Source organism: Pelagibius sp. Alg239-R121, from assembly GCF_947331435.1.
In the GTDB taxonomy this organism is placed as follows: domain Bacteria; phylum Pseudomonadota; class Alphaproteobacteria; order Kiloniellales; family Kiloniellaceae; genus Denitrobaculum.
Window position 1 is genome coordinate 161151 of record NZ_CAMZOF010000002.1, and the last position, 23792, is coordinate 184942.

Genomic DNA, 23792 nt, shown 5'->3' on the forward strand with positions numbered 1-23792 from the left:
TTTTTACTTATTTTTTTGAATTGTCAACAATTTTTAAGCTTGACGATTTCTCATTTGTAAGTAATTTTTTACTTAATTAAGCATTGTGTGAATGCCATTGATATGAGGAGAACGCCCGGTGGAGATAGACGAAAAGGTAAGGGAATCTCAGGCGAAATCCCCCGTCGACGTTGAAGCGGTGGTTATCAGATTCGCCGGTGATTCCGGCGATGGCATGCAGTTGGCGGGAACACAGGTTGCCGTTTCTTCCGCACTGATGGGGAACGACATTGCCACCTTTCCCGACTTTCCCGCCGAGATCCGCGCTCCCCGGGGCACACCAGCCGGCGTAAGCGGCTTTCAAGTGCAATTCGCGTCGCGCCAGATCATGACACCCGGCGATACAGTGGATGTGCTGGTTGCGATGAATCCGGCGGCATTGAAAGCCAACCTTGGAAACCTGAAAGCCCAAGGCACCATTGTTATCGACATCGACGCATTCGATGCGAAAGGCCTGCGGCTGGCAAAGTATGATGAAAATCCAGTCGAGAACGGTTCTCTCGACGAATTTCAGGTCATCGAAGCGCCGATCACTTCGCAAACCCGGAAAGCAGTCGAACAGCTTGGCATCGGGCATAAGATCGCAACCCGGTGCCGGAATTTCTTTGCGATGGGCATCATCTACTGGCTTTACGGCCGCGATCTCACCGCAACAACCCGCTACATCGACTCAAAGTTTACGGGAGAGGTTGCCGAAGCAGACAAACTGGCCTTGCGCGCCGGTTGGCACTATGGCGAAACCACCGAGGCATTCGAGCGCAGTTACCAGGTTCCTGCCGCTTCTCAAGCACCCGGTACCTACCGGAACGTAACCGGAAATGAAGCGCTGGCGCTCGGACTCATGTCGGCGGCGCATTTGAGCGGCAAAGATCTTTTCTACAGCGCCTACCCTATCACCCCCGCGAGCGATATCCTGCACCGGGTCAGCCGTTTCACCGAGTGCGGTGCACGCACCTTTCAGGCAGAGGATGAAATCGCCGCAATTTGTTCGGCGATAGGTGCCGCCTTCGGCGGTGCCATGGGTACCACGGGATCCAGTGGACCGGGCATCGCCTTGAAGACCGAAGCGCTGGGCCTGGCAGTGATGCTCGAACTGCCCCTGCTGGTAATCAACGTGCAGCGCGGCGGCCCGAGCACCGGCTTGCCGACAAAAGTCGAGCAGACCGACCTCCTGCAGGCGGTAACGGGGCGAAATGGCGAAGCGCCGATGCCGGTTCTCGCGCCTTCAAGCCCTGGAGATTGTTTCAACATCGTCATTGAGGCCTGGCGCATTGCCACCAAACTGATGACGCCGGTGATGATTCTTTCGGACGCCTTTACCGCCAACGGCGCCGAACCCTGGCGCATTCCAGATATCACAACGCTTGAAGCGATTGAAATAGAACATCCGAAAAGCCCGACCGGCATGGAACCATTCCGCCCCTACGACCGGAACGAATGGCTCGCCCGTCCCTGGGCCCTGCCGGGAACGCCGGGTCTGACCCACCGGATTGGCGGGATCGAAAAAGCCGACGGAACCGGCGCGATCAGCTACGACCCGCTCAATCACGAGAAGATGGTGAAGCTGCGCGCCGACAAGATCGAGAAAACGGCCCTGCTTACACCAGACTTGGAAATCGCGGGGCCGGAGTCAGGTGAGCTTCTGGTTGTGAGTTGGGGCGGAACCTTCGGTGCCTGCCAAGAGGCGATCGTCCAGGCACAACGGGACGGGCTTAGTGTCGCCCATGTTCATCTGAGGTGCCTGAACCCCCTGCCAAGAGGGCTTGGCGCAATATTGAAACGTTACAAGACGGTCCTGGCTCCTGAACTAAATCTGGGCCAGTTGCGGCAGCTTGTGCGCGCCAAATATCTCGTCGATGTCCGGGGTTTGAACAAGGTACGCGGGCAACCCTTCTGGATCGGCGACATCACGACCGAAATCCACAGATTGCTCGGGCAGGAGAAATAGGATGAACGCAACCGCAAACACAGTCCCAAATTTCGCGAGCGACCAGGAAGTGCGCTGGTGCCCGGGTTGCGGCGACTTCGCCATTTTAGCACAGATGAAAAAAGTTCTGCCGACGCTCGGCGTGAAGCCGGAGAACACAGTCGTCGTCTCCGGAATTGGCTGTTCGAGCAGATTTCCCTACTACCTCGAAACCTATGGGATGCATGGTATTCACGGACGTGCGCCGGCAATCGCCACGGGCTTGAAACGCACCCGCCCAGATCTGCAGGTGTGGGTTGTCACCGGTGATGGCGATGCCCTTAGTATTGGCTGCACGCATCTTTTGCATGCCTTGCGCCGCAACGTCGACATTAAGATTCTATTGTTCAACAATCGCATCTACGGACTGACGAAAGGTCAGTTCTCCCCGACATCGTTACCCGGCCTTGTTACGAGCTCGACTCCCATGGGTACCGCGCACGAACCGTTACACCCGCTATCGATCGCCCTCGCCAGCAATGCAACCTTCGTTGCCCGTTCGGTGGATACCAACGCAAAGCATCTCGGCGAAGTCTTGCGTCGAGCGGCGGCACACCGCGGCTCCGCCTTCGTCGAAATCTATCAGAACTGCCACATCTTCAATGACGGTGCGTTCGACTTTGCAAAGAACCCTGCGATCAGGGACGACCATATCGTCGCGATTGCGCACGGCGAACCCCTCGTTTTTGGAAAAAACCGGGACAAAGGCATCCGCCTCGACGTTGCCGGGCCCGAAGTCGTGACACTCGGCGGAGAATACAACGAGCCCGACCTTCTCGTTCATGACGAAAAAGCCGACACCAACACGATTGCTCAGATGATCGCCGGCATGCGCCATCCCCTGATGCCCGAGGCAATTGGCGTTCTGCGTGACGTGGACCGGCCAACCCACAACGATTTGATGCGCGATAAGACCCCGGATCCCAAATCACGTGAAACCGCGGTCAACAGGCTGTTGCACGGCGGCGAGACCTGGACCGTGGCGTAACACGCAAATCTGCCACCAATGCGACGAATGAACTGGACGGAGAGACCCGATGACCTATGTCGTCACCGAAAACTGCATCAAATGTAAACACACCGATTGCGTAAGCGTATGCCCGGTGGATTGTTTCTACGAAGGCGAAAACATGCTGGTTATCAATCCCGAAGAATGTATCGACTGCGGGGTCTGCGAGCCGGAGTGTCCGGTCGAAGCCATCAAACCGGACAGCGAACCCGATATCGAGACCTGGCTGGCACTCAATACGGAGCTTGCCGGCATCTGGCCGGTCATTACCGAACAGAAGGAACCACCCACGGACGCAGCTGCGTGGAAGGACGCCGAAAACAAGCTGACGCTCCTCTCCAGAGAACCGGCAAAGGTGTAGCGCTATGACGTTACGGATCGAGTACAGGACAGTCGCACCGGGTGCCGTGAGGGCACTGGCCGGTTTGAACGGCTATTCGGATCACTGCAGTCTTTCTCCGGCAATGAGGCGTCTGCTGGAAATTTTGGTGTCCCGCATCAACGGCTGCAGTTACTGCATCGAAACGCACAAACAGCAAGCTCTCGATCTTGATGTTGCCGGCACGCGGATCGAGGCTCTCAAAAACTGGCAGGAGTCGGCGGAATTCTCATCTGCTGAAAAAGCGGCCTTCGCCTGGGCTGAGAGCGTCACCAACATCAGCACATCCGGAGCACCGGATGAACTCTACCAGAATCTCCAGCAGCATTTCTCGGAAGCGGAGATGATCGACATAACCTTCGTTGTCCTTGCCATGAATGCCTGGAACAGACTGGCCATCGCTTTCGGCCGAGAAGCGGGGATGGCTTAGGCTTGCTGATTATTGAAAGAAGTTGCACGCAAAAAATGGATTGTGGAGAAGGTTCGGCAATTGAAGCGGACTTTGCAGCTATGTCGAGTTGGTTCGAAGACAATCGGGATTTTCCGGAATAGCAGATGGTCTGCGCAATCCTGGGTTTTCCGAAGCCGGGGTCGCCGGATTCATGGGTGAACACTGGTTGAAGTATTACGATGACGATTTTCACCAGATCTGATGGAGAAACACGCATGCCGACCAACCTGGCTTCGTCAGAGCCGCAAGATATAGCCCTGCGCGCTCCAAGTGAGGTCATGCGCCTCAAGCGCATGGGCTCTTTTCATCAAAGCCGCCTGAGTTTTATGCGGGTGCTGCTGCGCAGATTGAAGCATCAGGGTTGGCGTTTTGACCGGCCGGTCTGGCGCATCGATCACAGGGGCGTCGGGGTGGCGACCTATCGCGCCATTGGGCCGGAACGCGTTTACACCCTCATTGCATTTGCTCATGATCTTCCGGCGGAGCAACGCTCGGACCGGGTTATCGCTGAGGCCTGGGATGCGACCTTTACGCTCTTCGACGGCGAACCGAGTGAGGACGACATTGTCCGCTTGTCGCAGAACGTGCCGCTGCAGGAAGCCGGCAGGATTTCCGCCAGCGAATTGGTTTTGTCCCGTGCGAACAGATCCGTTCGTTTGTTCGAATATGTCATTGATTGCCTGGCACGGGGCCTGCAGCCCGCCACAGAGATGGTTGATCCGATCGGGTATCTGATGCGGACAACTGCGGTCTACGGTTCGGGAAAGTTTGGCGCTGCAGACCGGGACACCTGGGCGGAACGTCCCGAGTTTCTAGGGTCCTTCCAGCCTGAATTGCTTTCCGTATGGCTGATCCGTTCCTTCACATTGGATCTGGTCGAGCATCTGGCTCAGGCGCGCGCACCGGAAACCGCTGTGTTGATGTCGCCGGGAATTCGCCGCAGGTTAGGCGTGGGAAACTCGACCGGGCTTGGCATGGCGCCGTTTCTACTGACTCATCCTTCACTGATCCACGCTTGGGTGAATGCACGAGAAACCGCGCTGGCGCGGGTGCGTTCGATCCAGACGGCCGCGCCCGATAAATCGATCCTCTTTCGCAACCTGGTGGCGCGCGCCGCGATCAATGCCCGGAACTGGACGTCCGAACATCCTCATCAATCACCAAAGATCGCCGGGCTCCGCGAAGACCTGGCACGATTGAGCAATCACCTTGAAGATCATCCCTTGGAAGGCTCCCAGCCCTGGAACGAACTTTATCTCTGGGCAGCGAACACGCTGAGCCTCGAAGGACAGGAACAGCTCGTGTCACTGATGCTGGAGCCGCACGGCGAACAGATCGACGATCTTGCCGACACCATGTCCGCGGATGAGAGCGGCAGTTTCCACATTAACGGGACACTGCCCGCGGGCATTCTCAAAGCGTGGCTTCGAGAAGCTTACGGCTGGGCTTTGACGACGGACTTTGAGAGTGATGACGCCATTGCGCGGGTTTGGTATGTCTCCGAAGAAAAGCTGGAACCACGCTTAGGCGAGCGCTTCGAGGAACCGCTCGAAGCCTACGAACAGCCCCTTGCGCCGGCGCGAGACGCGGCAGCAATGTTGAGAAGTCTGCAAGAATGGGACGACAGCGAGACGATAGCGGCATTTTTGATGAAACATCCCGAACATCGCCACGCCGTGCGGCGGGCACAGCTTGTCGCTCAAAAACCTTACGCCGAGATCCGGGACAATACCATTGCGGCAGAAATGCTCCCCATTGATCTCTTGCGGTGCAAACTCTCTTTCTTCGGTGCGACCAAATTCGACCCGAGATCTGATCGCTGGGTGCGGATTACAATGTTTCAGGGCGCTCCCTTTCCAGAGGAGCTCGCAGACTCCGACCCCGATGATCTTGCCTACCCGCCGGAGAAACCGTTATGAGCTGGTCGCTTGGAGAAACACGAAGCTTGGCGATAAAAGCTGCCCGGGGCGCCGGCATGACCTGGGGATTGGCAGAGGACGCCGGTTTTGCCGTGCAGTGGCTCCAGGCAAATGGGTCTCCAGGCGTTCAGATCCTGGCTGAATACTTGAGCTGGCGCGACGACGCAGAGAATGAAATCACACCGGCCTGGTTTGCATTTCACCAACCAGAATCGCCTGCAATCTACTGCCCTATCGAACTCGGCACCGCGATTTTGGATAGCGGGAAAACTGCACCTAACCGGTTTGATCGAGTCGCGCATCCCCTCTTACTGGCACCATTCTTGGGCGTTGCCACAGCATCCGGCGTACGATGCCTTTCTTGGCACAGCACTGAGATCCTCCTTTGCCGGAATGGATTCACGACTTCTGCTCAGCAGCGGACATTGCTTGTCGAACAGGCCGCATGTCAGATCGCTGACAGCAAGTTGTCCAGACTATCGAACAGAATTTTCCAAAGGGTTCCAGACAGCGAACAAAGACACATCGCTCGTCTCGAAAAATTCGCAGCCCGGACCTATGCCCCGGCTTCCGAGCAATCTCGTCTTACCGGAGCCGGTGCGGGCGTTAACGACAACGACTGATTTGCTCGGCCGCCGCCCCGTCAATAAACGCTGAAATCTACGATAAACGCTCTGCGGCTTCACGAAAGGCCTTGGCCCTGGCGGCAATGTCCTCAACCGGCCGGCCCGGCTTGAAGAGTGCCGAGCCGATGCCGAAGCCAAGACAACCGGCGTCGATATAGCTCTGCAGGCTCTCCGGCTCGATACCGCCGACGGCAAAGAGAGGCACATCGGCCGGCAGGACGGCACGCATTGCCTTGGCGCCTGCCGTGCCGATCACTTCGCAGGGAAAGAGCTTGATCGCCTTGGCACCGGCATAGGCCGCAGCAAAGGCTTCGGACGGCGTCATGCAGCCGCAGGCGACGGCCATGTTCCTGTCAACCGCCGCGCTGATCACGGCCGGGTTGCTGTTGGGGGTGACGAAGTAGCTGAGCCCCAGCGCCGCCAGCTTTTCAACCTCGCTGACCCGCGTGACGGTTCCAGCACCGATCTGGGCCCGCTGGCCGTATTCCGCCTGCAGCAGCTTCAGCGTCTCAAACACATTCGGCGAGTTGAGCGGCACCTCGATCCATGTCAGGCCCTCGGCAATCAGTGCCTCGACAACGGCCGGTGCCTCCTCTGTCGTAATACCGCGCAGAATGGCGATCAGATAGGGCGCACCCTCTTTCGAAAACATCAGCTTTACTACTCCTGAGAGCTTGTTCGATTTTCAATTGTCCAGTGAGAAACGATCAGGCTCTACCTCTAAGATTCCAGTATGCGTGCCGCACGCAGCAGTCCGGCAACAACCGCCGCTTCGCCGTCCAACGCCTCGACGGCGGCGCCTGCGTCTTCCAACGCTGCCAGATACAGCGGCACCAATCCATGGGCACCGACCACCACGATCGGCCCCGCAGGGGCAAAGCGCGGCAAGGCTTCCCGGATCTCCATGCCGATCAGCAGGCCGGAGAGATAGCCCGCACCCTCGGCGCCCGTCATGAGTCCCGCGAGAATGTCCGCCCGCGTGGCAAAGAGTGTTCCCGACAGGCCGTCCGACGCCTTGGCGGTTGCCAGCCCACGCGCAAACCCCGCCGGCAAACCCTTTTCGGCGACTTCCTGTGGCGGTTTCATCAGGCGGCCGAGCAGCGAGTGTTGGCTCAAGACGCTGTAAAGTTCGCCGGTAAAATAGGTCGCGAAGTCAACACAAGAGCCGTCTTTGGCAAGCGCCCATTTCGAGTGGGTCCCGGGCAGGCAGAAGGTCGCGTCGCCGCGTTCCAGGCAGCTCAGGGCGCCGAAGATCTGGGTCTCTTCCCCGCGCATCACGTCGGCCTGGGATAATCCCGGAGCCAGTTCCCTTCGGCGGGTAAGGCCAGGAAGAATAAAAACCGCACGACCGGCTGCCGAATGAAGCTTCGCGGCGGCCTTAGGCAAGTCATCGAACGCCGCCGGACAGTCTGCATAGGGAACTTCGTGCCAGCCGTTCGCGCTGCCGACCATGCCGCAGAGCACAGCAGGCCGATCCCCGATCTCCTCGGACCACGGTGCCGCGAGCTCGTCCAGGACCGACGGCATGACTGCCGCTTCAACGGAAAGAATGCCCCGGTCACTGACCTGCCGGTCCAGAATGACACCATCGTCAGTCACGAGGAAGGCGCGCAGATTGGTGGTCCCCCAATCGACAAGCAGGCGTGCGCCGGTCTCAGACATCGAACCTCTTCCCACGATTTTGCTTAGAGTAGATCGAAGTTATACCCAGCCGCCGTCGACAATCAGGCTCTGCGCCGAACACATGGAGCTTTCGTCGGCAGCAAAAAATAATGCGGCGTTGGCGATGTCATTCGGTTTGACCCGGCCCTTAAGGCACATCTGCTCGTCCATCTGGCGTTCGCCCACCTCGTCGACCCAGAGCTCCAACTGCCGTTCGGTCATGACCCATCCGGGAACCAGCGTATTCACCCGGATTCCATGGGGTCCGAGATCGCGCGCGAAGGAACGGGTCATGCCCTGGACCGCGGATTTCGTCGAGGTGTAGCAAGGCATCCCGCCCTGCGCGAGCATCCAGGACACCGAGCCCAGATTGATGATCGAGCCGCCTCCGGCTTCGATCATCCCGGGTGCAACCGCCTGGATCGCAAAGAAGAAGTGACGCAGGTTGACGGCGACCCGGTCGTCCCAGTAATCCGGTGTCACTTCGCGCCAGTCGTGGCGGGTGTCATTTGCCGCGTTATTGATCAAAGCCTCGAAAGGACCGGTTTCCTTTGCAAGGTCTGAGATGGCTTCGCGCAGGGCGTCGATATCGCGAAGATCGCACTTGCGGAACAGGACCATCGCACCGGTCTCTTCCCGCAGGGCAGCCGCCAGCTTTTCGCCGGCCTCGCCATCCAGATCGAGAAACGCGGTCTTGGAGCCTTGGCGCGCAAAGGCTTCAACCATTGCTTTGCCGATTCCCGATGCGCCACCGGTGATCAAGACCGGTTTATTTTCAAGACTGTGAAAGGTAGCGGCTTTCGACATCTCTACGACCCTTCCGGCCGCCTTGGTAAGCGGCAGTATGTCGCGGTCCCAACACGGGCCGCGATGTTATGACGTTGTGCAATACCCAGTGCCTCCAGTGGAGAACTTTACCCTGATATGCAGATACATGCAGTGGCCGTTCCGCCGGCTCGTCGAGATCGTCTCGCGTCATCGGTCTTACGGGGCGCAAAACCCTCGGAACCGGCGTTTACAGGCTAGATTGAAGGATTTGTAATATGTATTACTATTGACTTCAAGATCACACTTGCGGGGAATGCCGCTTCAATGCAGCGCAGGCGTTTAAACCTTCGTGACACGGTAGTCGAGGCCCTGGCGGTCCGGATCATCACCGGCACCTACGCCACGGGAACCGCTCTGCCACACGAAACCAGTCTGCTGGAAGAGTTCGCGGTCAGCCGCACCTGCCTGCGTGAAGCGCTGCAGCTCCTGTCCGGCAAGGGGTTGATCGTTTCGCGGCCGCGCATCGGTACTGTCGTGCGCGAACGGATCGACTGGAACTTCCTCGACGCCGACATGCTGCGCTGGCGCCGCGAAGTCATTCCGCCGCAGACTTATCTCAGTGAGCTTTTCGCCATGCGCCGGATCGTCGAGCCGGAAGCGGCCGCTCTGGCTGCGGAACGCGCCAGCACGACGCAGATCGAACAGATCCGCAACGCGTTCGAGGCCATGGGCGGCCGCAGCGACCACTATTCCGACGACGCGATCGAAGGCGACGTCACCTTTCACCGCCTGATCCTGACGGCCAGCGGTAACGCCCTCTTCTCCGGATTTGGCGCCTGTATCGAAGAAAGCCTGCGCGCTTCCATCAAATTGACCTCACGCCCCAATATCGAGGCGCCGGATTCACGCGAACTCCATGGCGAGGTGATCGAAGCCATAGAGCGGGGCGATCGCGAATCTGCGCGGCGCCGCTCGCACCAACTCCTCGATGCGACGCTCAGTTCTTTGCGCAAAGCCGGCTTCGGCCTGGAGTAGCAATCCTATGAAAATGTTTAGGCTCTTCATCAGATAACGAGAGCGTCAAAGGTCACGCCACCCGGTCTTCTGCGCGGCGCACCCGGCGGTAGGTGGCAGGTGCCAGATCGAAATGACGTTTGAAAACGCGCCCGAACGCCGCCTCCGATTGGTAGCCGCTCTGCTCCGCCACTTCGTAAATTGAGTTCTCGGATTCCACGAGAGACCGGCGCGCTATCTGCATACGCCAATTGGTCAGATATTGTATCGGCGTCATACCCATCAGATCCTGAAAGCGGTTGGCAAAGGCGGTGCGGGAGAGTCCGGCAACGCGTGCCATGCTTTCCAGAGTCCAGGAATGGGCAGGATTTCGATGAATTTCGGTCAGGCTGCGCCCGATATGCGTGTCGGCAATCCCCTTGAAAACCAACTGACGCTGGCCGTCGCTTGCCAGGAAGGCACGGATCGCCTGCGTGAAGATGATTTCCGTCAGTTTCAGAGCAATCAGATCGCCGCCGAGGTTCGATCTGCCGGCCTCCGCACCGATCAGTTTGAGCGTGGCTTCCAGCCATAGCGTCGAGGCTTCGCCGAAGTTCTTTATATGCAGATACGGCGGCAGTTTCTCGATCAGGGGATGGGTCGCATCCGAATCGAAGGCGAAGTGACCGCAGATCAATTGCGTCTCGTGACCGGTCCCCTGATCTCCGATCACCAATGCGCCTTCGCCGGTAAAGCCGGCCTCTGCCACCACCTGGTCGACGGTTTTCAGGGGGGTATCCGGTTGGTCGCGCAGGCTGTGCGCAGCGCCATGGGTGATGATCACAAGATCCCCTTGCTCGAGCAAAACAGGGGAATCCACACCGGCGACCGTAACCCAGCACCGTCCACGATGGACAAAGTGAAATCGCGACACATTTTCGAAGGCCGGAACCGCGACACCCCACGGCCGATTGAAGGAGGTCCTAAAATAAAAGGTGCCCTTCAATCTCAGCAGATCAAGAATATTGCTCAGAAGATCCATGTCGTATCCCTCCCATCCGAAGATGGTTCTCCGATCCAGCGAAAACACCGGTTCTGATGCTGTGTTGTACGATCGATCAAGTTTTCTGTACGAACTGCGATTGATCATATGTCGGAAGCAGCATTACCTAGCATATCTGCAAAGAGGGAAACAGCGGCCGAAGACGACATCCGGCTGGAAGTCCTCCCGCAGACATAAAGCGCAATCGCCGTGGATTGCCGTAATCAGGAGGGTAAAGCGCTCTCCCAATCCATTTTGCAGAGACTGGTCCGCACGTCATTTCGACATCGATTGGTTCGGTCAGGCTCTGAGTAAAACCCACATCAAAAGGGAGCCAACCGTGAACTCGAAACTCTTTCTTTCCGTCCTCGCCCTTTCTGCCGTTGCCTGGATCAATCCCGGCACTGCAGCCTCTCCGGAAGAACTGAACGATCTGGAAATCGCGCACGTCGCCTACACCGCGGACTCCATCGACATCCGCTACGCGCACCTGGCGCTGGCGATTTCGAAAAATCCGAAAATTCATGAATTCGCCCGCACCATGATCCGCGACCACACTGCCGTCAACGAAGAGGCCCTCGCCCTGCTGCAGGAACTCAAGGTCGCGCCGAAAGACAACTTTCTGAGCCAGAAACTGACCAGTGATTCGGATGCTCTGGTGGCCGAAATGAGTGCCCTGAGTGGCGCTGCCTTCGACAAGCGCTACGCCGAAAACGAGCTCGGCTACCACAAGGCGGTCAACGGTCTGGTCGAAAAAACCTTCATCCCGAACATCGAGACGCCGCAGGTCAAAGAACTCTTCGTCAAAGCACTGAAGATCTTCAAGGCCCACGAACAGCATGCGGCCATGATGGTCAAGTCGCTGAAGTAGCGCCCGGACCGTGGATAACCACAAGATATCCCGTAGGGTTGTGATGGCGCTTGCCGTCACGGCCCTCGCCGGACCCAGGCTGCTTTCGTCAAACGACGCCGACGCGAAAGAGGCCGCCACCCACGTCGTGGAGATCAAGGACTTTATCTTCTCTCCCAAGCAGCTTTCAGTGACCCCGGGAGACCGGATCACCTGGATCAACCGCGATATCGTGCCTCATACCGCCACTGCGTCCGACAAGAGCTGGGACTCAGGGACTCTCAAGACCGACGAAGAATGGCAGACGACGGTAGAGGCCGGCATGTATGGTGATTACTTCTGCCGCTTCCATCCGAACATGAAGGCAAAACTGGAGATCAGGCAGACCTGAAAATCCCTCGCACTTCAGTGGCAGTAGTTGAGCGCACCCGCGGCAAAGACGGCCCAGGGTTCGCCTCCGACGCCATCAATAGTCTTGACCACCTTGCTGCGGATGACATCGATCACCGCAACCTGATCGCTCTCCGCCATCGCCACATAGATCTTCAATCCGTCTGTGGTGGTGGCTGCGGTCTCCGGCGTAGACGGCAAAGTGAAGCGGTCGATGATCCGCTGTTCCAGCAGGTCAATGACCGTCACGCCGTTGCCCGCACGGCTGAACGCGAAGGCCACGCTGCCGAACAGGGCCGTGTTCACGCCCGTCATCTCCTTGATTCCGTCGAAGCGGGCGGACTCCCGGCGGGTCCGGGTCGAGATCATCGAGAGGCTGTCATCGCCGCTGTTGGGCACCAGAACGTACTGGCTGTCGACGGTGGGAAACCCCCGCCAATGCCCACCCGGTAGGTCGATGGATTTAATCGCGGTTTCGCTTTCCAGATCGAGAACACTCAGGCCGCCGCCTTCGCGGTGCAAGGCAAAGCCGTAGCGGCCGCCGGGCGTGCGGGTAATGTGCGAGATCCCGCCGTTTGCCGGCGACACTTCATTGAGAGAGATCGTACCGCTCAGCCGGCCTGACGCAACATCGATCACCGAGACCTCGCCCGCCGCCCGATGCGAAACGAACAGGCGATTGCCTTTGGCACTGAACATCACGTAGCCGGGATCACGCAGGCCTTCAATGCGGTGGAGTTCGCGCTGTTCTTCAAGTGAGATGAGCACCAGGCTGCCACCATCGCCGCCCACGGCCAGCAGACGGTCGTCGGGCCCAAGCTCGACGAACGCGGGCTCAAATCCGAGAGAAAGCTTAAAAACGGTTTCCCGGCTGTCAAAGTCGACTATCGACAGAGACTTCGTCTCACCGCTCGTTGTAATCAGCTGTCGGCGATCTTTCGAGGCCAGCAGGTGAAGCGGCACCCCGTTTGTCGAGATCCGCGTGACCACTTCATCTTTGCGGGTGTCGATCACCGCAATCTCGGCTGAGGTCCGATTGGCGACGAAAATGAAGTTATCCATCGCTTCACGTGCGATCGAGTCTCCTGCAGCCCCCAAGACAACCGCCATGACGAGCACCAGGCTCCTCGCGGCACAAAACTTCGGCTTCCACGCCATCCCCATCGTAAATCCCATTGGCCTCAGCAGTTCTTCGGGCAACAATACAGGATGCGCGGCCATTTCGACAGAAGGCAGATTCACGCGCCCCGGCCATCACCCTACGAACTGCGGCGAAGATCCTTAAAGCTTATGTACGACGGCGATTCCTTCCACACACTCTCGAGCGGCGGACAGATTGGTCTGGCGGCCGTATCGCTGCTTCTCTCCGGCGCAACCTTCATCGCGGCAGGTTACCTCTTCCGCCTGGTTCCGGACCGCGGCCTGCCGGTACAGCTTTCCGCAAGGATCGGTGTCGCCGTTTTTGCCATGTGGAGCTTTATCTGGCTGTCGCCGCAGCTCTACTACCTCTACTACCAGTCGATTTTCGATGGCCTGCCCTGGCAGATCGTGATTCAGAACCCGCCGGAATTTCATGCAATTCTGGGCTACTTCACCTTTACCGGCCCCGCAACGCTCTCCGATCACTCCAAAGGCATTTTAGCCTGGCTGCTGATTGCCTTTGCCGTTGCCCGACCGCTCTGGCAGTCGAGAAAACAGCAGAGCGTACCCCGCAACTAGAGTAGATACGGCCGACCGCATCCTGCCGATCGGGGCGTCAGGATTTCTCTTCGGACGACGCCGGGGGATATGGGGTCTGCATTCGCTCTGCGGCGGCATAGATGCCGATGGTCTTTTGCAGACGCAGGCGCTCACTGTCCCGGCGCCGGAACTCGGTCAAGGTGTCGTCGACATCCGTTTCGGAGAAGCCGAGCCGCAACAAACCTTCCCGCCCCATCAGCACGCTGGATTCGAAGGTTTCCCGCACGATCAGACCAGTTGTCCAATCGCTGAGTTCCATGACGTGCATGCGGTCATACGCGCGGACGATGGTCTTCACCTTGGGGAACGACCCCTTGATGCGTTTCAACATCTCCGTACAGGAGTCCTTGTCGTCGGCACAGACAAAGATGATCTCTGCTTCGGCAGCCCCTGCCGCGCGGAGAACGTCGATCCGCTGCACGTCGCCATAGAAGACCTTGGTCCCGAAAGTCTTTGCAATTTCGATCCTTTCCGGGTCGGTATCGATGGCCGTGGCAATGACGCCCCGGGCCGCCATCAACTGCGCAACCACCTGCCCCATCCGGCCGAAGCCGGCGATGATGACGCGGGCGTCGTCAAGTTTGCGCACCGGCGGCTTCTCGCCTGCCGGCTCCTTGGCGGCCGTGCGTTTGGCATAGCGTCCGACCAGGCTCGTGGCCAGCGGCGTCAAAGCCATGGAGATGGTCACGCTTGCGGTCATGAGGCTGGCGATCAAATCCGAAAAGACGGCGCCGGCGGAGGCGGCCGAAAAGAGGACGAAGGCGAACTCACCGCCCTGACACAGGGTCGAGGCGATGCTCAGTCCCTCGAACTTTCCGACGCCGAAGACACGGGCCAGAACGAACAGCAACACGGCCTTGACCGCCATAACGGACACCACGGCCAACAGCACGAGCCACAGGTTTTCGAACACCAGGCGCAGGTCGACCGACATTCCGACGGCCATGAAGAAGAGACCCAGCAGAAGGCCGCGGAAGGGCTCGATGTCCGCTTCCAACTGGTGCCGGAATTCCGAATCGGCGAGCATGACCCCGGCCAGAAATGCCCCCAGTGCCATGGAAAGACCGGCCGCATCCATCATCAGAGACGTGCCCACGACCAGCAGCAGAGAAGCCGCCGCAAAGACTTCGCGGGAGTTGGCTTTGGCAACCAGCCGGAAAATCCGGTTCAGGAGGAAGCGGCTGAGCACCAGCAGACCGCCAACCACCGCGATGGCTTTTATCGCCGCCAGCCAGAAGGGATCCGCCGCCTCGCCGCCCCCGGAGCTGAAGATGCCGACCAGCGCCAGCAACGGCACGACGGCAATATCCTGAAACAGCAGAATCGCAAAGGCGGTCCGTCCGTGGCGGGTGTTCAGATCCCCCTTCTCCTGCAGGATCTGCAGCGCGAAAGCGGTCGAAGACAGCGCGAGCCCGAAACCCGCGATAATCGCCGCCTGCCAGCTCAGGCCAAGCAGATACGCTGAAGTGGAGAGCACAGCGCCGGTGGCGAAGACCTGCGCAAGCCCAAGGCCAAAGATTTCCCGTCGCATCACCCAGAGCCGGCTGGGCTTCAGTTCGAGCCCGATGATGAACAGCAGCAGCACAATCCCGAATTCGGCGAAGTGCAGGATATCTTCCGAGTTGCTGATGATCCCGATGCCGAAGGGACCGATAAACATTCCGGCAGCCAGAAACCCCAGCACCGAGCCAAGTCCGAAGCGCTTGAACAGCGGTACGGCCACAACGGCCGCCGCCATGAAGACCGCCGCCTCGCCCAGAAACCCTATCGGCCCTCCGACGTCCGCCATGGTTCAGGCTCGCCCGCGCGCGAAACGGAAGTGCCGCGTGTTTTCTGAAGGGCCTGAGTTCCGGTCTCGATGCATCTGCCTGTTCTATCCCTCTGATGTTCGAGCCGCCAAACGGCTCGCCGCCTGTCCGGACAGCACCCCGGCAAGCGGACGATCGAACGTCAGATATAAAGGACAGCGGCAGGCAACCCAAATCTATTCGGAATGCGTCACAAGACAGACACAGGCGTACTACTCTTTCACGGCACCCGTCATAGAGGAAACGTAGTGTTCGACGAAGAAGGAATAGATGATGGCAACCGGGAGGGAGCCCAGCAAAGCACCGGCCATCAACGAGCCCCAATGATAGACGTCGCCGTCGACCAGTTCGGAAAGAACCGCAACGGGCACGGTCTTGTTGGCCGAAGTGCTGATAAAGGTCAGGGCATAAATGAATTCGTTCCAACAAAGCGTGAAAGAAAAGATTCCCGCTGAGATTAAACCCGGGACCGAAAGCGGCAGAACGATCTTAAGCAGGATCTGCAGGCGTGAGGCGCCGTCCATCAGAGCACACTCCTCAAGTTCAAAAGGAATGGTCTTGAAGTAGCCCATCAACAGCCAGGTGCTGAAGGGTATCAGAATGGTCGGATAGGACAGGATCAACGCCAGGGGGCTGTCGAACAGCCCGTATTCGAAGATGACGGTCGAGAGCGGTATGAAGAGGATCGACGGCGGCACCAGATAGGCGAGGAAAATCAGTCCGCCGACCGTCTGCGCTCCCCGGTAGCGGATACGGACGATCGCATAAGCGGCCATGACGCTGGCCACGATCGAGAGGAAGGTTGCGACAACCGCCACCAGCATGGTGTTCCACATCCAGGCCGGGTATTCGGTCTCGAATACCAGCTTGTTGAAATGCTGCAGGGTTGGCGAGGATACCCACAAAGGATTGTGGTTGTTCATATCCAGCAGTTCGCTGTTGGGTTTAAGCGAAGTCGTGCCCATCCAATAAAACGGAAAGAGCAGGACGAACATGATCAGAATCAGCGGAAGATAGACCGTCACGAACCTTGAACGCCGCGTGACCAGATAGTCCATACCATCGGAATCGTCCGAGGCGCCGGCGTTGGCCTTCGTTGTTTTCAGCGTTGCCTCAGTCATCGCTTTCACCTTGCTGCCACTTGCGGCGCTGCAGACCGAACCAGGAGAACATGATCGCGGACAGCAGGAAGGGGATCATGGCCGTGGAAATCGCCGCGCCTTCTCCCAGATTTCCGCCGAGGATCGCACGCTGATACGACAGCGTCGCCATCAGGTGGGTGGCATTCACCGGACCGCCCCGGGTCATGGCGTAAATCAATTGAAAGTCGGTAAAGGTAAAAAGGACGGAAAAAGTCATGACGACCGCGATAATCGGCGTCAAAAGTGGATAGGTAATATGCCGGAACATGTCCCACTTGGAGGCGCCGTCGATGGTCGCCGCCTCGTAGAGCGACTGCGGCACTGTCTGTAGCCCGGCCAAAAGCGTAATAGCCACGAAGGGCACACCACGCCAGATGTTGGCGAAGATGACCGAAGCGCGGGCGTTGTTGGGTGTTCCGAGAAAATCGATGTTCTGGTCGATGATGCCGAGTTCGATCAAGGCCCAGGAAAGGATCGAAAACTGCGAATCGAAAATCCACCAGAAGGCGATTGCCGACAGCACCGTGGGCACGATGAAGGGCAGCAACACAATGGCACGGATGAACGCCTTGAAGGCGATGTTGTTGTTCAGCAGAAGCGCGAGATAGAGACCGATGGCGAACTTGATGACGCTCGCGACGACCGTATAAAGCAGCGTATTGAAGACCGACAGCCAAAAGACGCTGTCCCCCCACAGCCAGGTGAAATTCTCGAAGCCGATAAACTCGCCCGCCCGGCCGATCTTCGCATCGGTCAGGCTGAGCCACATCCCAAGTCCGAGCGGATAGGCCAGGAAAAAGATCAAAAAGGCCGCGGCCGGCAGCATGAACCAGAGGCCAAGAACGGTCCGGTTCTCGTTTAGCCTCGTCCAGAAGCTGGCCGAGACAACCGCGTCATTTCCCGGTGCGGCATCAACCATATTGAGAAGTTATCCCGAGTGCAGAAGAGTATCGAGAACCGGCGCCGAAGCACCGGTTCTCCAAGTCAGCGTCTGAGCCTAGCCTCGATAGATCCGCTTCGCCTTGCGGGTCGCCTGCTGGACGGCTTCTTCAGGTGTCGTCTGACCGGTCGCGGCCGAGGCCAGCATGTCGACGACGATAAAGTCGGCCAGCGCCGCCGCCGCCCGTTCGCCGACCGAGCCCTTACCCCCCGCGGTCAGGGTCCGCTTGGCGCAGTCGCGGTAGATGGTGCGCTTGGGGTCCGAGGTCCAGATCGGATTGTTGTCATAACCGTTCAGCGGATGTGTCAGATAGGCCACGGAGCCCACCAGCCAGTCATCGTATTGCGGTTTGGACAGAATAAACTCGAACAGCGCCTTACAGGCATTCGGATACTTCGAGTATTTGAAGGCCATCAACGACCAGGCAACGTGCAATTCCGTCGGCTCGCCGGACACGCCGACCGGGTAGAAGGCATGGTCCATGTCTTCGGAGATATCGGTCATATTTTCGGTCAGGGCTTTCTGATAAATCGAAATGCCGTTGTTGGTGACCGAGACTTCACCCGCGAGGAAGGCCTTGTTGTTCGAACCGTCATTCCAGGACGCAGTGCCCGGGATCCAGGTATCGTACAGTGCCTTGACATACTCGCAGGCCTTAACCGCTTCCGGTGAATCCAGGATCACCTTGTCGTTCTCGTCGACGACATAGGCATCGTGCGCCCAGAGCGCCCAATGCGTCCAGGCATTGCCATCACCCGAGGCATGCCCGAGCGCCATACCCATCGGGGTCCCATTGGCTTTCAGAGCCTTGGACATCTCCAGGAAGCCGTCGAGATCCTGAGGAACCTCTTTGAAACCGGCCTTCTCGATCATTGAATTGCGGTAGTTCAGGTAATTGCCGCCAAAGCAGATCGGGATGTTGATCCAGTTGTCGCCGTCGCCCTTGCCATAGGTCTCCGCGGCTGGAACCCAGCCACCGTACTGGCTGCCCAGATGGTCGGCGACATCGGTCAGATCAATAAGCTTGTCCGGGAAGAGATGCGCCGTCGAATAGAGTCCCCAGATTAAATCGGGACCGGAACCGACGTTGGCTGCAACCGATGCCTTGGGCTGAATGTCGTCCATGAACTCGCTCTCGACCGTCACCTTCACACCGGTCGCTTTGGAGAAAGCGTCGATCAGCGCCAGAAAGGCATCTTCTTCCGACTGGATAAAACGCTTCCACCGCAACAGGCGGAGTTCGGCGCCGGCTTCCGGCGTAAACTTCATGTCGGCAGCCCAGGCCTTGGCGTAACCGAGCAAGTCAGCAGGGCTCAGTGCGGCACCCAACGCGAGTGCGGTACTTCCCTTGAGCAGGGAACGGCGATCAATGTTAAACATCTATTTCCTCCCATTATGTTTCGGTATTTCTCAACACCTTTTTGGATTAATTGTTGTCAATGTGACGCCTGCAGGTTCTTGCTGGGCGGCACGAAAACCTCCTTTTTAAAGACGCTGTCCGTTATCGCTGTCGAAGAGATGAACAAGTTCCGGATTGGGTTGCAGGCAAATCTTCTGCCCCGGTTTGAGGTCATGCCGCTCCCGAAATACGGCAACGATGTGCGCGCCCCCCATATCGGCAACCACTTGGATCTCCGAACCTGTCGGCTCGACGACCACGACCGATGCCTCCGCCCCCTCGTCAGACAGGATGAAGTGTTCGGGGCGGACACCGTAAACCGCGGGACGGCCGTCACTGGCAGCCGGCGCAGCCTGCAGCGGCAGGTCGATACCGCCATCGGTGCGCAGGACCGCCGTACCGTTCACGCCTTGGATCTGCCCGCTCATGAAATTCATCGCCGGCGAACCGATAAAGCCGGCAACGAAGCGGTTCGCCGGATTGTCATAAAGCTCCAGTGGCGCACCAATCTGCTCGACGATGCCGTCGTGCATCACGACGATCTTGTCCGCCATGGTCATGGCTTCGATTTGATCATGAGTGACGTAGACCGTGGTGGTGCGCAGACGCTGGTGCAGTTCCTTGATCTCGGTGCGCATCTGCACCCGCAGTTTGGCATCTAGGTTTGACAGCGGTTCGTCGAACAGAAAGACCTGCGGATCGCGCACGATGGCGCGCCCCATGGCGACGCGCTGGCGCTGTCCCCCGGAGAGTTGTCGGGGAAAGCGGTCGAGCAGAGGCATCAGGCCGAGAATTTCCGCCGCGATATGGACGCGCTCGGTCACAAGTGCCTTTTCCGTGCGCCTCAGCCGCAAGGAAAAAGCCATGTTTTCGGAGACTGTCATATGTGGATAGAGCGCGTAGTTCTGGAACACCATGGCAATGTCCCGCTCTTTCGGTGGCATCTGGTTTACCACCCGCCCGCCGATGGACACTTCACCCGATGTGATTTTCTCGAGGCCTGCGATCATCCGCAGCAGGGTCGACTTCCCGCAACCGGAAGGTCCGACCAGAATCACGAATTCGCCGTCGCCGATCGAGATGTCGACGCCGTGCACCACCTCTACGGGACCGAATGATTTTCGGACGTCGCGGATTTCAACCGAAGCCATCTATACAACTGCTCCCTTAAATCCGGGCCGTTCTTGCTGCCGGCCTTCTTAATCCCGCTTATACTGCGTTTATGGATCCGTTAACGTATACATTATTGCGATTTAACTGTCTCGCCTAAAGTTTCACGCTGCCCGAAATCTTTCTCTTACTCCGGTTATTTTCACTCTCCTCTGTGCAACAGATTCAAGTTAACGGCCTGACAAACTATGTTTTTGTTCGAACACTCATACCGGATCCGTGGATGCGTCCGGTCCGTTCGGACCGCCGCAGACTGTCAGCCGGCAGCCTGATTTTCGGCCTGGTCTTTGTGCGGCGCCGCTGCCGATCCAACCTGCCCTTCAATCACGTCAAATGTCCGTTCGGACAGCCCTCTTTGAACCTGGTAGATCGATGCAACGTCCTGCGGTTTTGGAATCGGCAGCCGCACGGGGACGGATTCCAGCCGCGGCGCGATCGTCGAATCACCGCACAGGATGCGGGTATCGTAGTCTTCGAGCGTCCCCATCTCGCTAAAGGACCCCTGCAGTGGCCAGGCGTCGACCGCCGTCATCTCATAGAGCAGCAGCGCCCGGTCACGGGTGGAACGGTTAAGGTCCGAACCGTGCACCACGCGGCCATGATGAATGGAGATCGAACCCGCCGGTGCCGTCAGTGCGACCGCGTCCGCCGGGTCCAGCCCGGATTTCGCAAGCGACATCGCGCCGCAGAAATAGCCTTCCGCGTGATGGTCGAAGATTTCCCCCTGATGGCTGCCGGGAAAAATCAGCAGCGGCCCGTTTTCGGGTCCGACATCGTCCAGCATAACCCCGACCGCCAGCACGTCGTCGTTGGTATGGGGATAAAATGCCCAGTCCTGATGCCACTCGACCGCCGCTCCGTAGCCGGCGGATTTCAGATTGAGTTTGCTGGTGTGCAGGCGGACCGAATTCCCGATCAAGTCGCGAACCGGCTCCAGAATCCATTCACTGCGCATGAGGGCGTCGAACACCGGGCTGACTTTGTGCGGCAGCTTCACGCGGCGCACCCGCGGTGCATCGGACCGGTGGCTGCTTTCCAGATCGAGGACGCTGTCGCTTTGCTCCATTCCGCGCGCCATCTCGATAAAGCGCGCCAGTTCGTCTTTCGCCTCTGCGATCAGGCTGTCCGGGATCCGGCGCTCCAGAACCAGGTAACCCTGCGTCCGGTAAAAGTCGATCTGCTCCGCGCGAAGCATTAAGGTCTCCTGTGGAATGCGGTTTGAGCCTATGCTACATGTTAACGATAACACAAATCACTTTTCGCCGGAAGACGGCATACTCGTTTATGGAGACCTCGCGCCCTTTCCGTGCCGTGCAGGTAGAAGACGCAACAGGAAGACAAGATGATTGAAGATCCCCCCGTCCTGACGGCCCGCCGCAAGATCGAACGCCCGGCACCGGAGGTCGTCTCGGCCTTTTCCGGCATTGCCACCAGTAATCTGGTCGATGCTTTGGGCGGCGGCGGCGCTCTGCACCACAGCATCAAACCGCTGGGTGCCGGGGATGGCCTGCCGTTCAAATTTTGCGGGACCGCCATCACCGCGCTGTGCGGCCCGTCGGATAATCTGGCGTTGTTCGCCGCGGTCGCGCTTGCCGAGCCCGGTGATGTGATCGTTGCCGGAACCGACGCCTTCAAGGGCGCGGCAGTCGCCGGCGATCTCGTGCTCGGGATGGCCAAGAATAAAGGCGTGGTTGCCTTTGTCACCGACGGCATGCTGCGCGACTACGAGGCAATCCTGCCGGTCGGCCTGCCGGTCTACTGCGCCGGACTGACCCCCAACTCACCGGCCCGCTCAGGCCCCGGGTCCGTCAATCTCCCGCTGTCGATTGGCGGCCTTCAGATCTCACCGGGCGATATCCTGGCCGGTGACCGGGATGGCGTCGTCGTCATACCGCAGGCCCGCGCGTCTGAGGCCCAGGCTGCTTTACCGGCGTTGCTCGCGGCCGAGACGGCCCTTCTTTCAGAGGTCGAAAACGGCCTGGCGGTGCCCGGTCATACCGAGGCATTGCTGGCTTCCGACCGGGTACGCTTCCTCGACTGAACCACCGCTTGACCTAGTAATTTGAAGCGTTTTTTGACTTACGTTGATTCGGCGCCGTCAAAACAATCTACTCCAGCCCGCGATCACCTGAATACCATGGTCAGTTCAGGGAAGAGGAAAATGATAGCCAGCACCAGGATCTGCAAACCGATGAAAGGCAGGAAGCTCCGGAAGATATGGACCAGCGAGATGTGGGCCGGCGCCACGGACTTTAGATAAAAGGCCGCCGGACCAAAAGGCGGACTCAGGAAACTCACCTGCATGTTCACGCAGAAGAGGATGCCGAACCAGACGGAAACGAAGGCGGGCGCGGCCACCAGGGCGCCTGTCAAACCTATTTCCTCAACCGGTAGTTTGAGGACGATCGGCAGAAACACCGGCATGACCAGCAGCACGATGCCGACCCAATCCATGATGGCGCCAAGGATCAGGAATATCACCATCATCACCAGCAGAATGCCGAAGGTCGGCAACTCGGCCCCGACGATGAGATTGGCCACATAGGTCGGGCCGCCGGCGATGGAATAGGCACCTGCCAGAGCCGTCGCGCCGAAGGTGATCCAGAGGATCGTGCCGGTCGACTTGTAGGTGCGCATCAGGGCTTCCTTGAAGAGCGCCCAAGACATTTCGCGGCGAATCACGATGAGAATCAGCACCGCGACAACCCCCATGCCCGCAGCTTCGGTGATCCCGGTGATCCCGCCGTAGATCGATCCCAGCACGACAAAGACCACCAGCAGCGGCGCCAGGAGTCCCGGCAGAGCCTTCATCTTTTCGGCCATGGTGACGCTTTCGCCGCCCTCCGGCAGCGGGGCCTGATCGGGGTTCAATCTGGTACGGATCATGATGTAGGCGATGTAGCAGCCGGCAAGGATGAACCCGGGGACGAAAGCCGCCTTGAACAGGGCATGGATCGAGGTTTCCGTCACCAGGCCATAGATGATCAGGACGATCGAGGGCGGGATCATGGTGCCCAGGCTGCCGGACGCGCAGATGGTGCCGATCGCGAGGTTCTGGTTGTAGCCAAGACGGAGCATGTTGGGCAGCGCGATCAGGCCGAGGAGCACGACTTCACCGCCGATAATCCCGGACATGGCGGCCATGATGATCGCCATGATCGCAGTCACGATGGCGATGCCGCCACGGGTCCGGCTCAGCCAGATGTTCAGGCTGTCGAACATCGTTTTGGCGATATTCGATCTCTCCAGCAAACAGGCCATGAAGATAAATAGCGGGACGGATATCAGCACATAGTCGGTCATCAGACCGTACATGCGCTGCGCCAGAATATTGAGCGGCCCGGTTCCAAAAGACCGGAGCAACAGGTCCGGACCGAACTTCATGAACAACACGGCAACCGCCAAAAATCCCGAGGCAAACCCGAGCGGCATGCCGATCGCCAGCAGGACGAATATACTGATCAGCAGGATCAGCGAGATCGTTCCAATGTCCATTTAA

Annotated in this window: 23 protein-coding genes; 11 read left to right on the forward strand and 12 right to left on the reverse strand. The window is 58.7% G+C overall.

All coding sequences use genetic code 11. From position 1 onward, the window contains the following. Window positions 1-118 precede the first annotated feature (118 nt). From QMZ18_RS07945 to QMZ18_RS07970, 6 genes are all read left to right on the forward strand, one after another. Complete coding sequence (locus tag QMZ18_RS07945) at window positions 119-1987, forward strand: 2-oxoacid:acceptor oxidoreductase subunit alpha (protein ID WP_282605743.1); 1869 nt, start codon at window positions 119-121, stop codon at window positions 1985-1987. A 1-nt stretch (window position 1988) separates the two neighbouring features. Beyond that, window positions 1989-2993: a 2-oxoacid:ferredoxin oxidoreductase subunit beta gene (locus QMZ18_RS07950; RefSeq protein WP_282605744.1), complete on the forward strand. Its 1005-nt coding sequence runs from the start codon at window positions 1989-1991 to the stop codon at window positions 2991-2993. Between the two features lie 49 nt (window positions 2994-3042). Then, on the forward strand, window positions 3043-3375 hold the full coding sequence (gene fdxA / locus QMZ18_RS07955; protein WP_282605745.1) for a ferredoxin FdxA: 333 nt from the start codon (window positions 3043-3045) through the stop codon (window positions 3373-3375). Window positions 3376-3379: 4 nt separating this feature from the next. After that, a complete protein-coding gene (locus QMZ18_RS07960; protein ID WP_282605746.1) occupies window positions 3380-3823 on the forward strand; it encodes a carboxymuconolactone decarboxylase family protein in 444 nt (147 codons plus the stop codon). A gap of 236 nt (window positions 3824-4059) precedes the next feature. Beyond that, complete coding sequence (locus tag QMZ18_RS07965) at window positions 4060-5763, forward strand: hypothetical protein (RefSeq protein WP_282605747.1); 1704 nt, start codon at window positions 4060-4062, stop codon at window positions 5761-5763. After that, a complete protein-coding gene (locus tag QMZ18_RS07970; RefSeq protein ID WP_282605748.1) occupies window positions 5760-6386 on the forward strand; it encodes a DUF3726 domain-containing protein in 627 nt (208 codons plus the stop codon). The genes QMZ18_RS07965 and QMZ18_RS07970 overlap by 4 nt, the downstream gene beginning before the upstream one ends. Window positions 6387-6423: 37 nt before the next feature. Here the strand turns inward: QMZ18_RS07970 and QMZ18_RS07975 are convergent, their stop codons facing one another. From QMZ18_RS07975 to QMZ18_RS07985, 3 genes are all read right to left on the reverse strand, one after another. Further along, complete coding sequence (locus QMZ18_RS07975) at window positions 6424-7041, reverse strand: 2-dehydro-3-deoxy-6-phosphogalactonate aldolase (RefSeq protein ID WP_282605749.1); 618 nt, start codon at window positions 7039-7041, stop codon at window positions 6424-6426. Between the two features lie 68 nt (window positions 7042-7109). Next, window positions 7110-8051, reverse strand: a complete 942-nt coding sequence (locus QMZ18_RS07980; RefSeq protein WP_282605750.1) for a 2-dehydro-3-deoxygalactonokinase — start codon at window positions 8049-8051, stop codon at window positions 7110-7112. A gap of 39 nt (window positions 8052-8090) precedes the next feature. After that, window positions 8091-8858 carry an SDR family NAD(P)-dependent oxidoreductase gene (locus QMZ18_RS07985; protein WP_282605751.1) on the reverse strand — a complete coding sequence of 256 codons (768 nt, stop codon included), beginning with the start codon at window positions 8856-8858 and terminating at the stop codon, window positions 8091-8093. A 285-nt stretch (window positions 8859-9143) separates the two neighbouring features. Here QMZ18_RS07985 and QMZ18_RS07990 point away from each other — a divergent pair, with 285 nt between their 5' ends. Continuing rightward, window positions 9144-9854 (forward strand): FadR/GntR family transcriptional regulator, encoded by a 711-nt coding sequence (locus tag QMZ18_RS07990; protein WP_282605752.1) that lies wholly within the window; start codon window positions 9144-9146, stop codon window positions 9852-9854. A 52-nt stretch (window positions 9855-9906) separates the two neighbouring features. Here QMZ18_RS07990 and QMZ18_RS07995 read toward each other — a convergent pair whose 3' ends face one another. After that, window positions 9907-10854, reverse strand: a complete 948-nt coding sequence (locus QMZ18_RS07995; protein ID WP_282605753.1) for an AraC family transcriptional regulator — start codon at window positions 10852-10854, stop codon at window positions 9907-9909. Between the two features lie 340 nt (window positions 10855-11194). Between QMZ18_RS07995 and QMZ18_RS08000 the strand changes: the two genes are divergently transcribed. Both QMZ18_RS08000 and QMZ18_RS08005 read left to right on the forward strand, forming a co-directional pair. Then, on the forward strand, window positions 11195-11725 hold the full coding sequence (locus QMZ18_RS08000; protein WP_282605754.1) for a DUF4142 domain-containing protein: 531 nt from the start codon (window positions 11195-11197) through the stop codon (window positions 11723-11725). Window positions 11726-11768: 43 nt separating this feature from the next. Next, a complete protein-coding gene (locus tag QMZ18_RS08005; RefSeq protein WP_282605755.1) occupies window positions 11769-12095 on the forward strand; it encodes a cupredoxin family copper-binding protein in 327 nt (108 codons plus the stop codon). Between the two features lie 14 nt (window positions 12096-12109). On the opposite strand, the gene QMZ18_RS08010 is transcribed toward QMZ18_RS08005, so the two are convergent. Beyond that, on the reverse strand, window positions 12110-13336 hold the full coding sequence (locus tag QMZ18_RS08010) for a hypothetical protein (protein WP_282605756.1): 1227 nt from the start codon (window positions 13334-13336) through the stop codon (window positions 12110-12112). A gap of 48 nt (window positions 13337-13384) precedes the next feature. Here QMZ18_RS08010 and QMZ18_RS08015 point away from each other — a divergent pair, with 48 nt between their 5' ends. Continuing rightward, window positions 13385-13813: a hypothetical protein gene (locus tag QMZ18_RS08015; RefSeq protein WP_282605757.1), complete on the forward strand. Its 429-nt coding sequence runs from the start codon at window positions 13385-13387 to the stop codon at window positions 13811-13813. A gap of 37 nt (window positions 13814-13850) precedes the next feature. Here the strand turns inward: QMZ18_RS08015 and QMZ18_RS08020 are convergent, their stop codons facing one another. From QMZ18_RS08020 to QMZ18_RS08045, 6 genes are all read right to left on the reverse strand, one after another. Beyond that, window positions 13851-15623, reverse strand: a complete 1773-nt coding sequence (locus QMZ18_RS08020; RefSeq protein WP_282605758.1) for a monovalent cation:proton antiporter-2 (CPA2) family protein — start codon at window positions 15621-15623, stop codon at window positions 13851-13853. Between the two features lie 231 nt (window positions 15624-15854). Continuing rightward, a complete protein-coding gene (locus QMZ18_RS08025) occupies window positions 15855-16763 on the reverse strand; it encodes a carbohydrate ABC transporter permease (protein ID WP_282605759.1) in 909 nt (302 codons plus the stop codon). Then, a complete protein-coding gene (locus tag QMZ18_RS08030; RefSeq protein ID WP_282605760.1) occupies window positions 16756-17703 on the reverse strand; it encodes a carbohydrate ABC transporter permease in 948 nt (315 codons plus the stop codon). Before QMZ18_RS08030 ends, QMZ18_RS08025 begins: the two co-directional genes overlap by 8 nt. A gap of 78 nt (window positions 17704-17781) precedes the next feature. Then, window positions 17782-19104 carry an ABC transporter substrate-binding protein gene (locus tag QMZ18_RS08035; RefSeq protein WP_282605761.1) on the reverse strand — a complete coding sequence of 441 codons (1323 nt, stop codon included), beginning with the start codon at window positions 19102-19104 and terminating at the stop codon, window positions 17782-17784. Window positions 19105-19209: 105 nt separating this feature from the next. Beyond that, on the reverse strand, window positions 19210-20274 hold the full coding sequence (locus QMZ18_RS08040) for an ABC transporter ATP-binding protein (RefSeq protein ID WP_282605762.1): 1065 nt from the start codon (window positions 20272-20274) through the stop codon (window positions 19210-19212). Between the two features lie 275 nt (window positions 20275-20549). Next, the gene (locus QMZ18_RS08045; RefSeq protein WP_282605763.1) at window positions 20550-21488 is read right to left on the reverse strand and encodes a phytanoyl-CoA dioxygenase family protein; all 939 of its coding nucleotides are present in this window, start codon (window positions 21486-21488) and stop codon (window positions 20550-20552) included. Window positions 21489-21635: 147 nt separating this feature from the next. Between QMZ18_RS08045 and QMZ18_RS08050 the strand changes: the two genes are divergently transcribed. Next, entirely contained in the window at window positions 21636-22334 is a 699-nt protein-coding gene (locus QMZ18_RS08050; protein ID WP_282605764.1) for an RraA family protein, read from the forward strand. 83 nt (window positions 22335-22417) lie between these two features. Here the strand turns inward: QMZ18_RS08050 and QMZ18_RS08055 are convergent, their stop codons facing one another. After that, window positions 22418-23788 (reverse strand): TRAP transporter large permease subunit, encoded by a 1371-nt coding sequence (locus QMZ18_RS08055; protein ID WP_282605765.1) that lies wholly within the window; start codon window positions 23786-23788, stop codon window positions 22418-22420. Window positions 23789-23792 lie beyond the last annotated feature (4 nt).

Bases quoted from the DNA above. Each gene is read 5' to 3' on its own strand.
- QMZ18_RS07970 (WP_282605748.1), top strand. From the start codon at position 5,760: ATGAGCTGGTCGCTTGGAGAAACACGAAGCTTGGCGATAAAAGCTGCC.
- QMZ18_RS07985 (WP_282605751.1), bottom strand. From the start codon at position 8,858: ATGTCGAAAGCCGCTACCTTTCACAGTCTTGAAAATAAACCGGTCTTG.
- QMZ18_RS08015 (WP_282605757.1), top strand. From the start codon at position 13,385: ATGTACGACGGCGATTCCTTCCACACACTCTCGAGCGGCGGACAGATT.
- QMZ18_RS08050 (WP_282605764.1), top strand. From the start codon at position 21,636: ATGATTGAAGATCCCCCCGTCCTGACGGCCCGCCGCAAGATCGAACGC.
- fdxA (WP_282605745.1), top strand. From the start codon at position 3,043: ATGACCTATGTCGTCACCGAAAACTGCATCAAATGTAAACACACCGAT.
- QMZ18_RS07975 (WP_282605749.1), bottom strand. From the start codon at position 7,041: ATGTTTTCGAAAGAGGGTGCGCCCTATCTGATCGCCATTCTGCGCGGT.
- QMZ18_RS08045 (WP_282605763.1), bottom strand. From the start codon at position 21,488: ATGCTTCGCGCGGAGCAGATCGACTTTTACCGGACGCAGGGTTACCTG.
- QMZ18_RS08040 (WP_282605762.1), bottom strand. From the start codon at position 20,274: ATGGCTTCGGTTGAAATCCGCGACGTCCGAAAATCATTCGGTCCCGTA.
- QMZ18_RS08030 (WP_282605760.1), bottom strand. From the start codon at position 17,703: ATGGTTGATGCCGCACCGGGAAATGACGCGGTTGTCTCGGCCAGCTTC.
- QMZ18_RS08020 (WP_282605758.1), bottom strand. From the start codon at position 15,623: ATGGCGGACGTCGGAGGGCCGATAGGGTTTCTGGGCGAGGCGGCGGTC.
- QMZ18_RS07980 (WP_282605750.1), bottom strand. From the start codon at position 8,051: ATGTCTGAGACCGGCGCACGCCTGCTTGTCGATTGGGGGACCACCAAT.
- QMZ18_RS07995 (WP_282605753.1), bottom strand. From the start codon at position 10,854: ATGGATCTTCTGAGCAATATTCTTGATCTGCTGAGATTGAAGGGCACC.
- QMZ18_RS07965 (WP_282605747.1), top strand. From the start codon at position 4,060: ATGCCGACCAACCTGGCTTCGTCAGAGCCGCAAGATATAGCCCTGCGC.
- QMZ18_RS08055 (WP_282605765.1), bottom strand. From the start codon at position 23,788: ATGGACATTGGAACGATCTCGCTGATCCTGCTGATCAGTATATTCGTC.
- QMZ18_RS07960 (WP_282605746.1), top strand. From the start codon at position 3,380: ATGACGTTACGGATCGAGTACAGGACAGTCGCACCGGGTGCCGTGAGG.
- QMZ18_RS08005 (WP_282605755.1), top strand. From the start codon at position 11,769: ATGGCGCTTGCCGTCACGGCCCTCGCCGGACCCAGGCTGCTTTCGTCA.
- QMZ18_RS08025 (WP_282605759.1), bottom strand. From the start codon at position 16,763: ATGACTGAGGCAACGCTGAAAACAACGAAGGCCAACGCCGGCGCCTCG.
- QMZ18_RS07950 (WP_282605744.1), top strand. From the start codon at position 1,989: ATGAACGCAACCGCAAACACAGTCCCAAATTTCGCGAGCGACCAGGAA.
- QMZ18_RS08035 (WP_282605761.1), bottom strand. From the start codon at position 19,104: ATGTTTAACATTGATCGCCGTTCCCTGCTCAAGGGAAGTACCGCACTC.
- QMZ18_RS07990 (WP_282605752.1), top strand. From the start codon at position 9,144: ATGCAGCGCAGGCGTTTAAACCTTCGTGACACGGTAGTCGAGGCCCTG.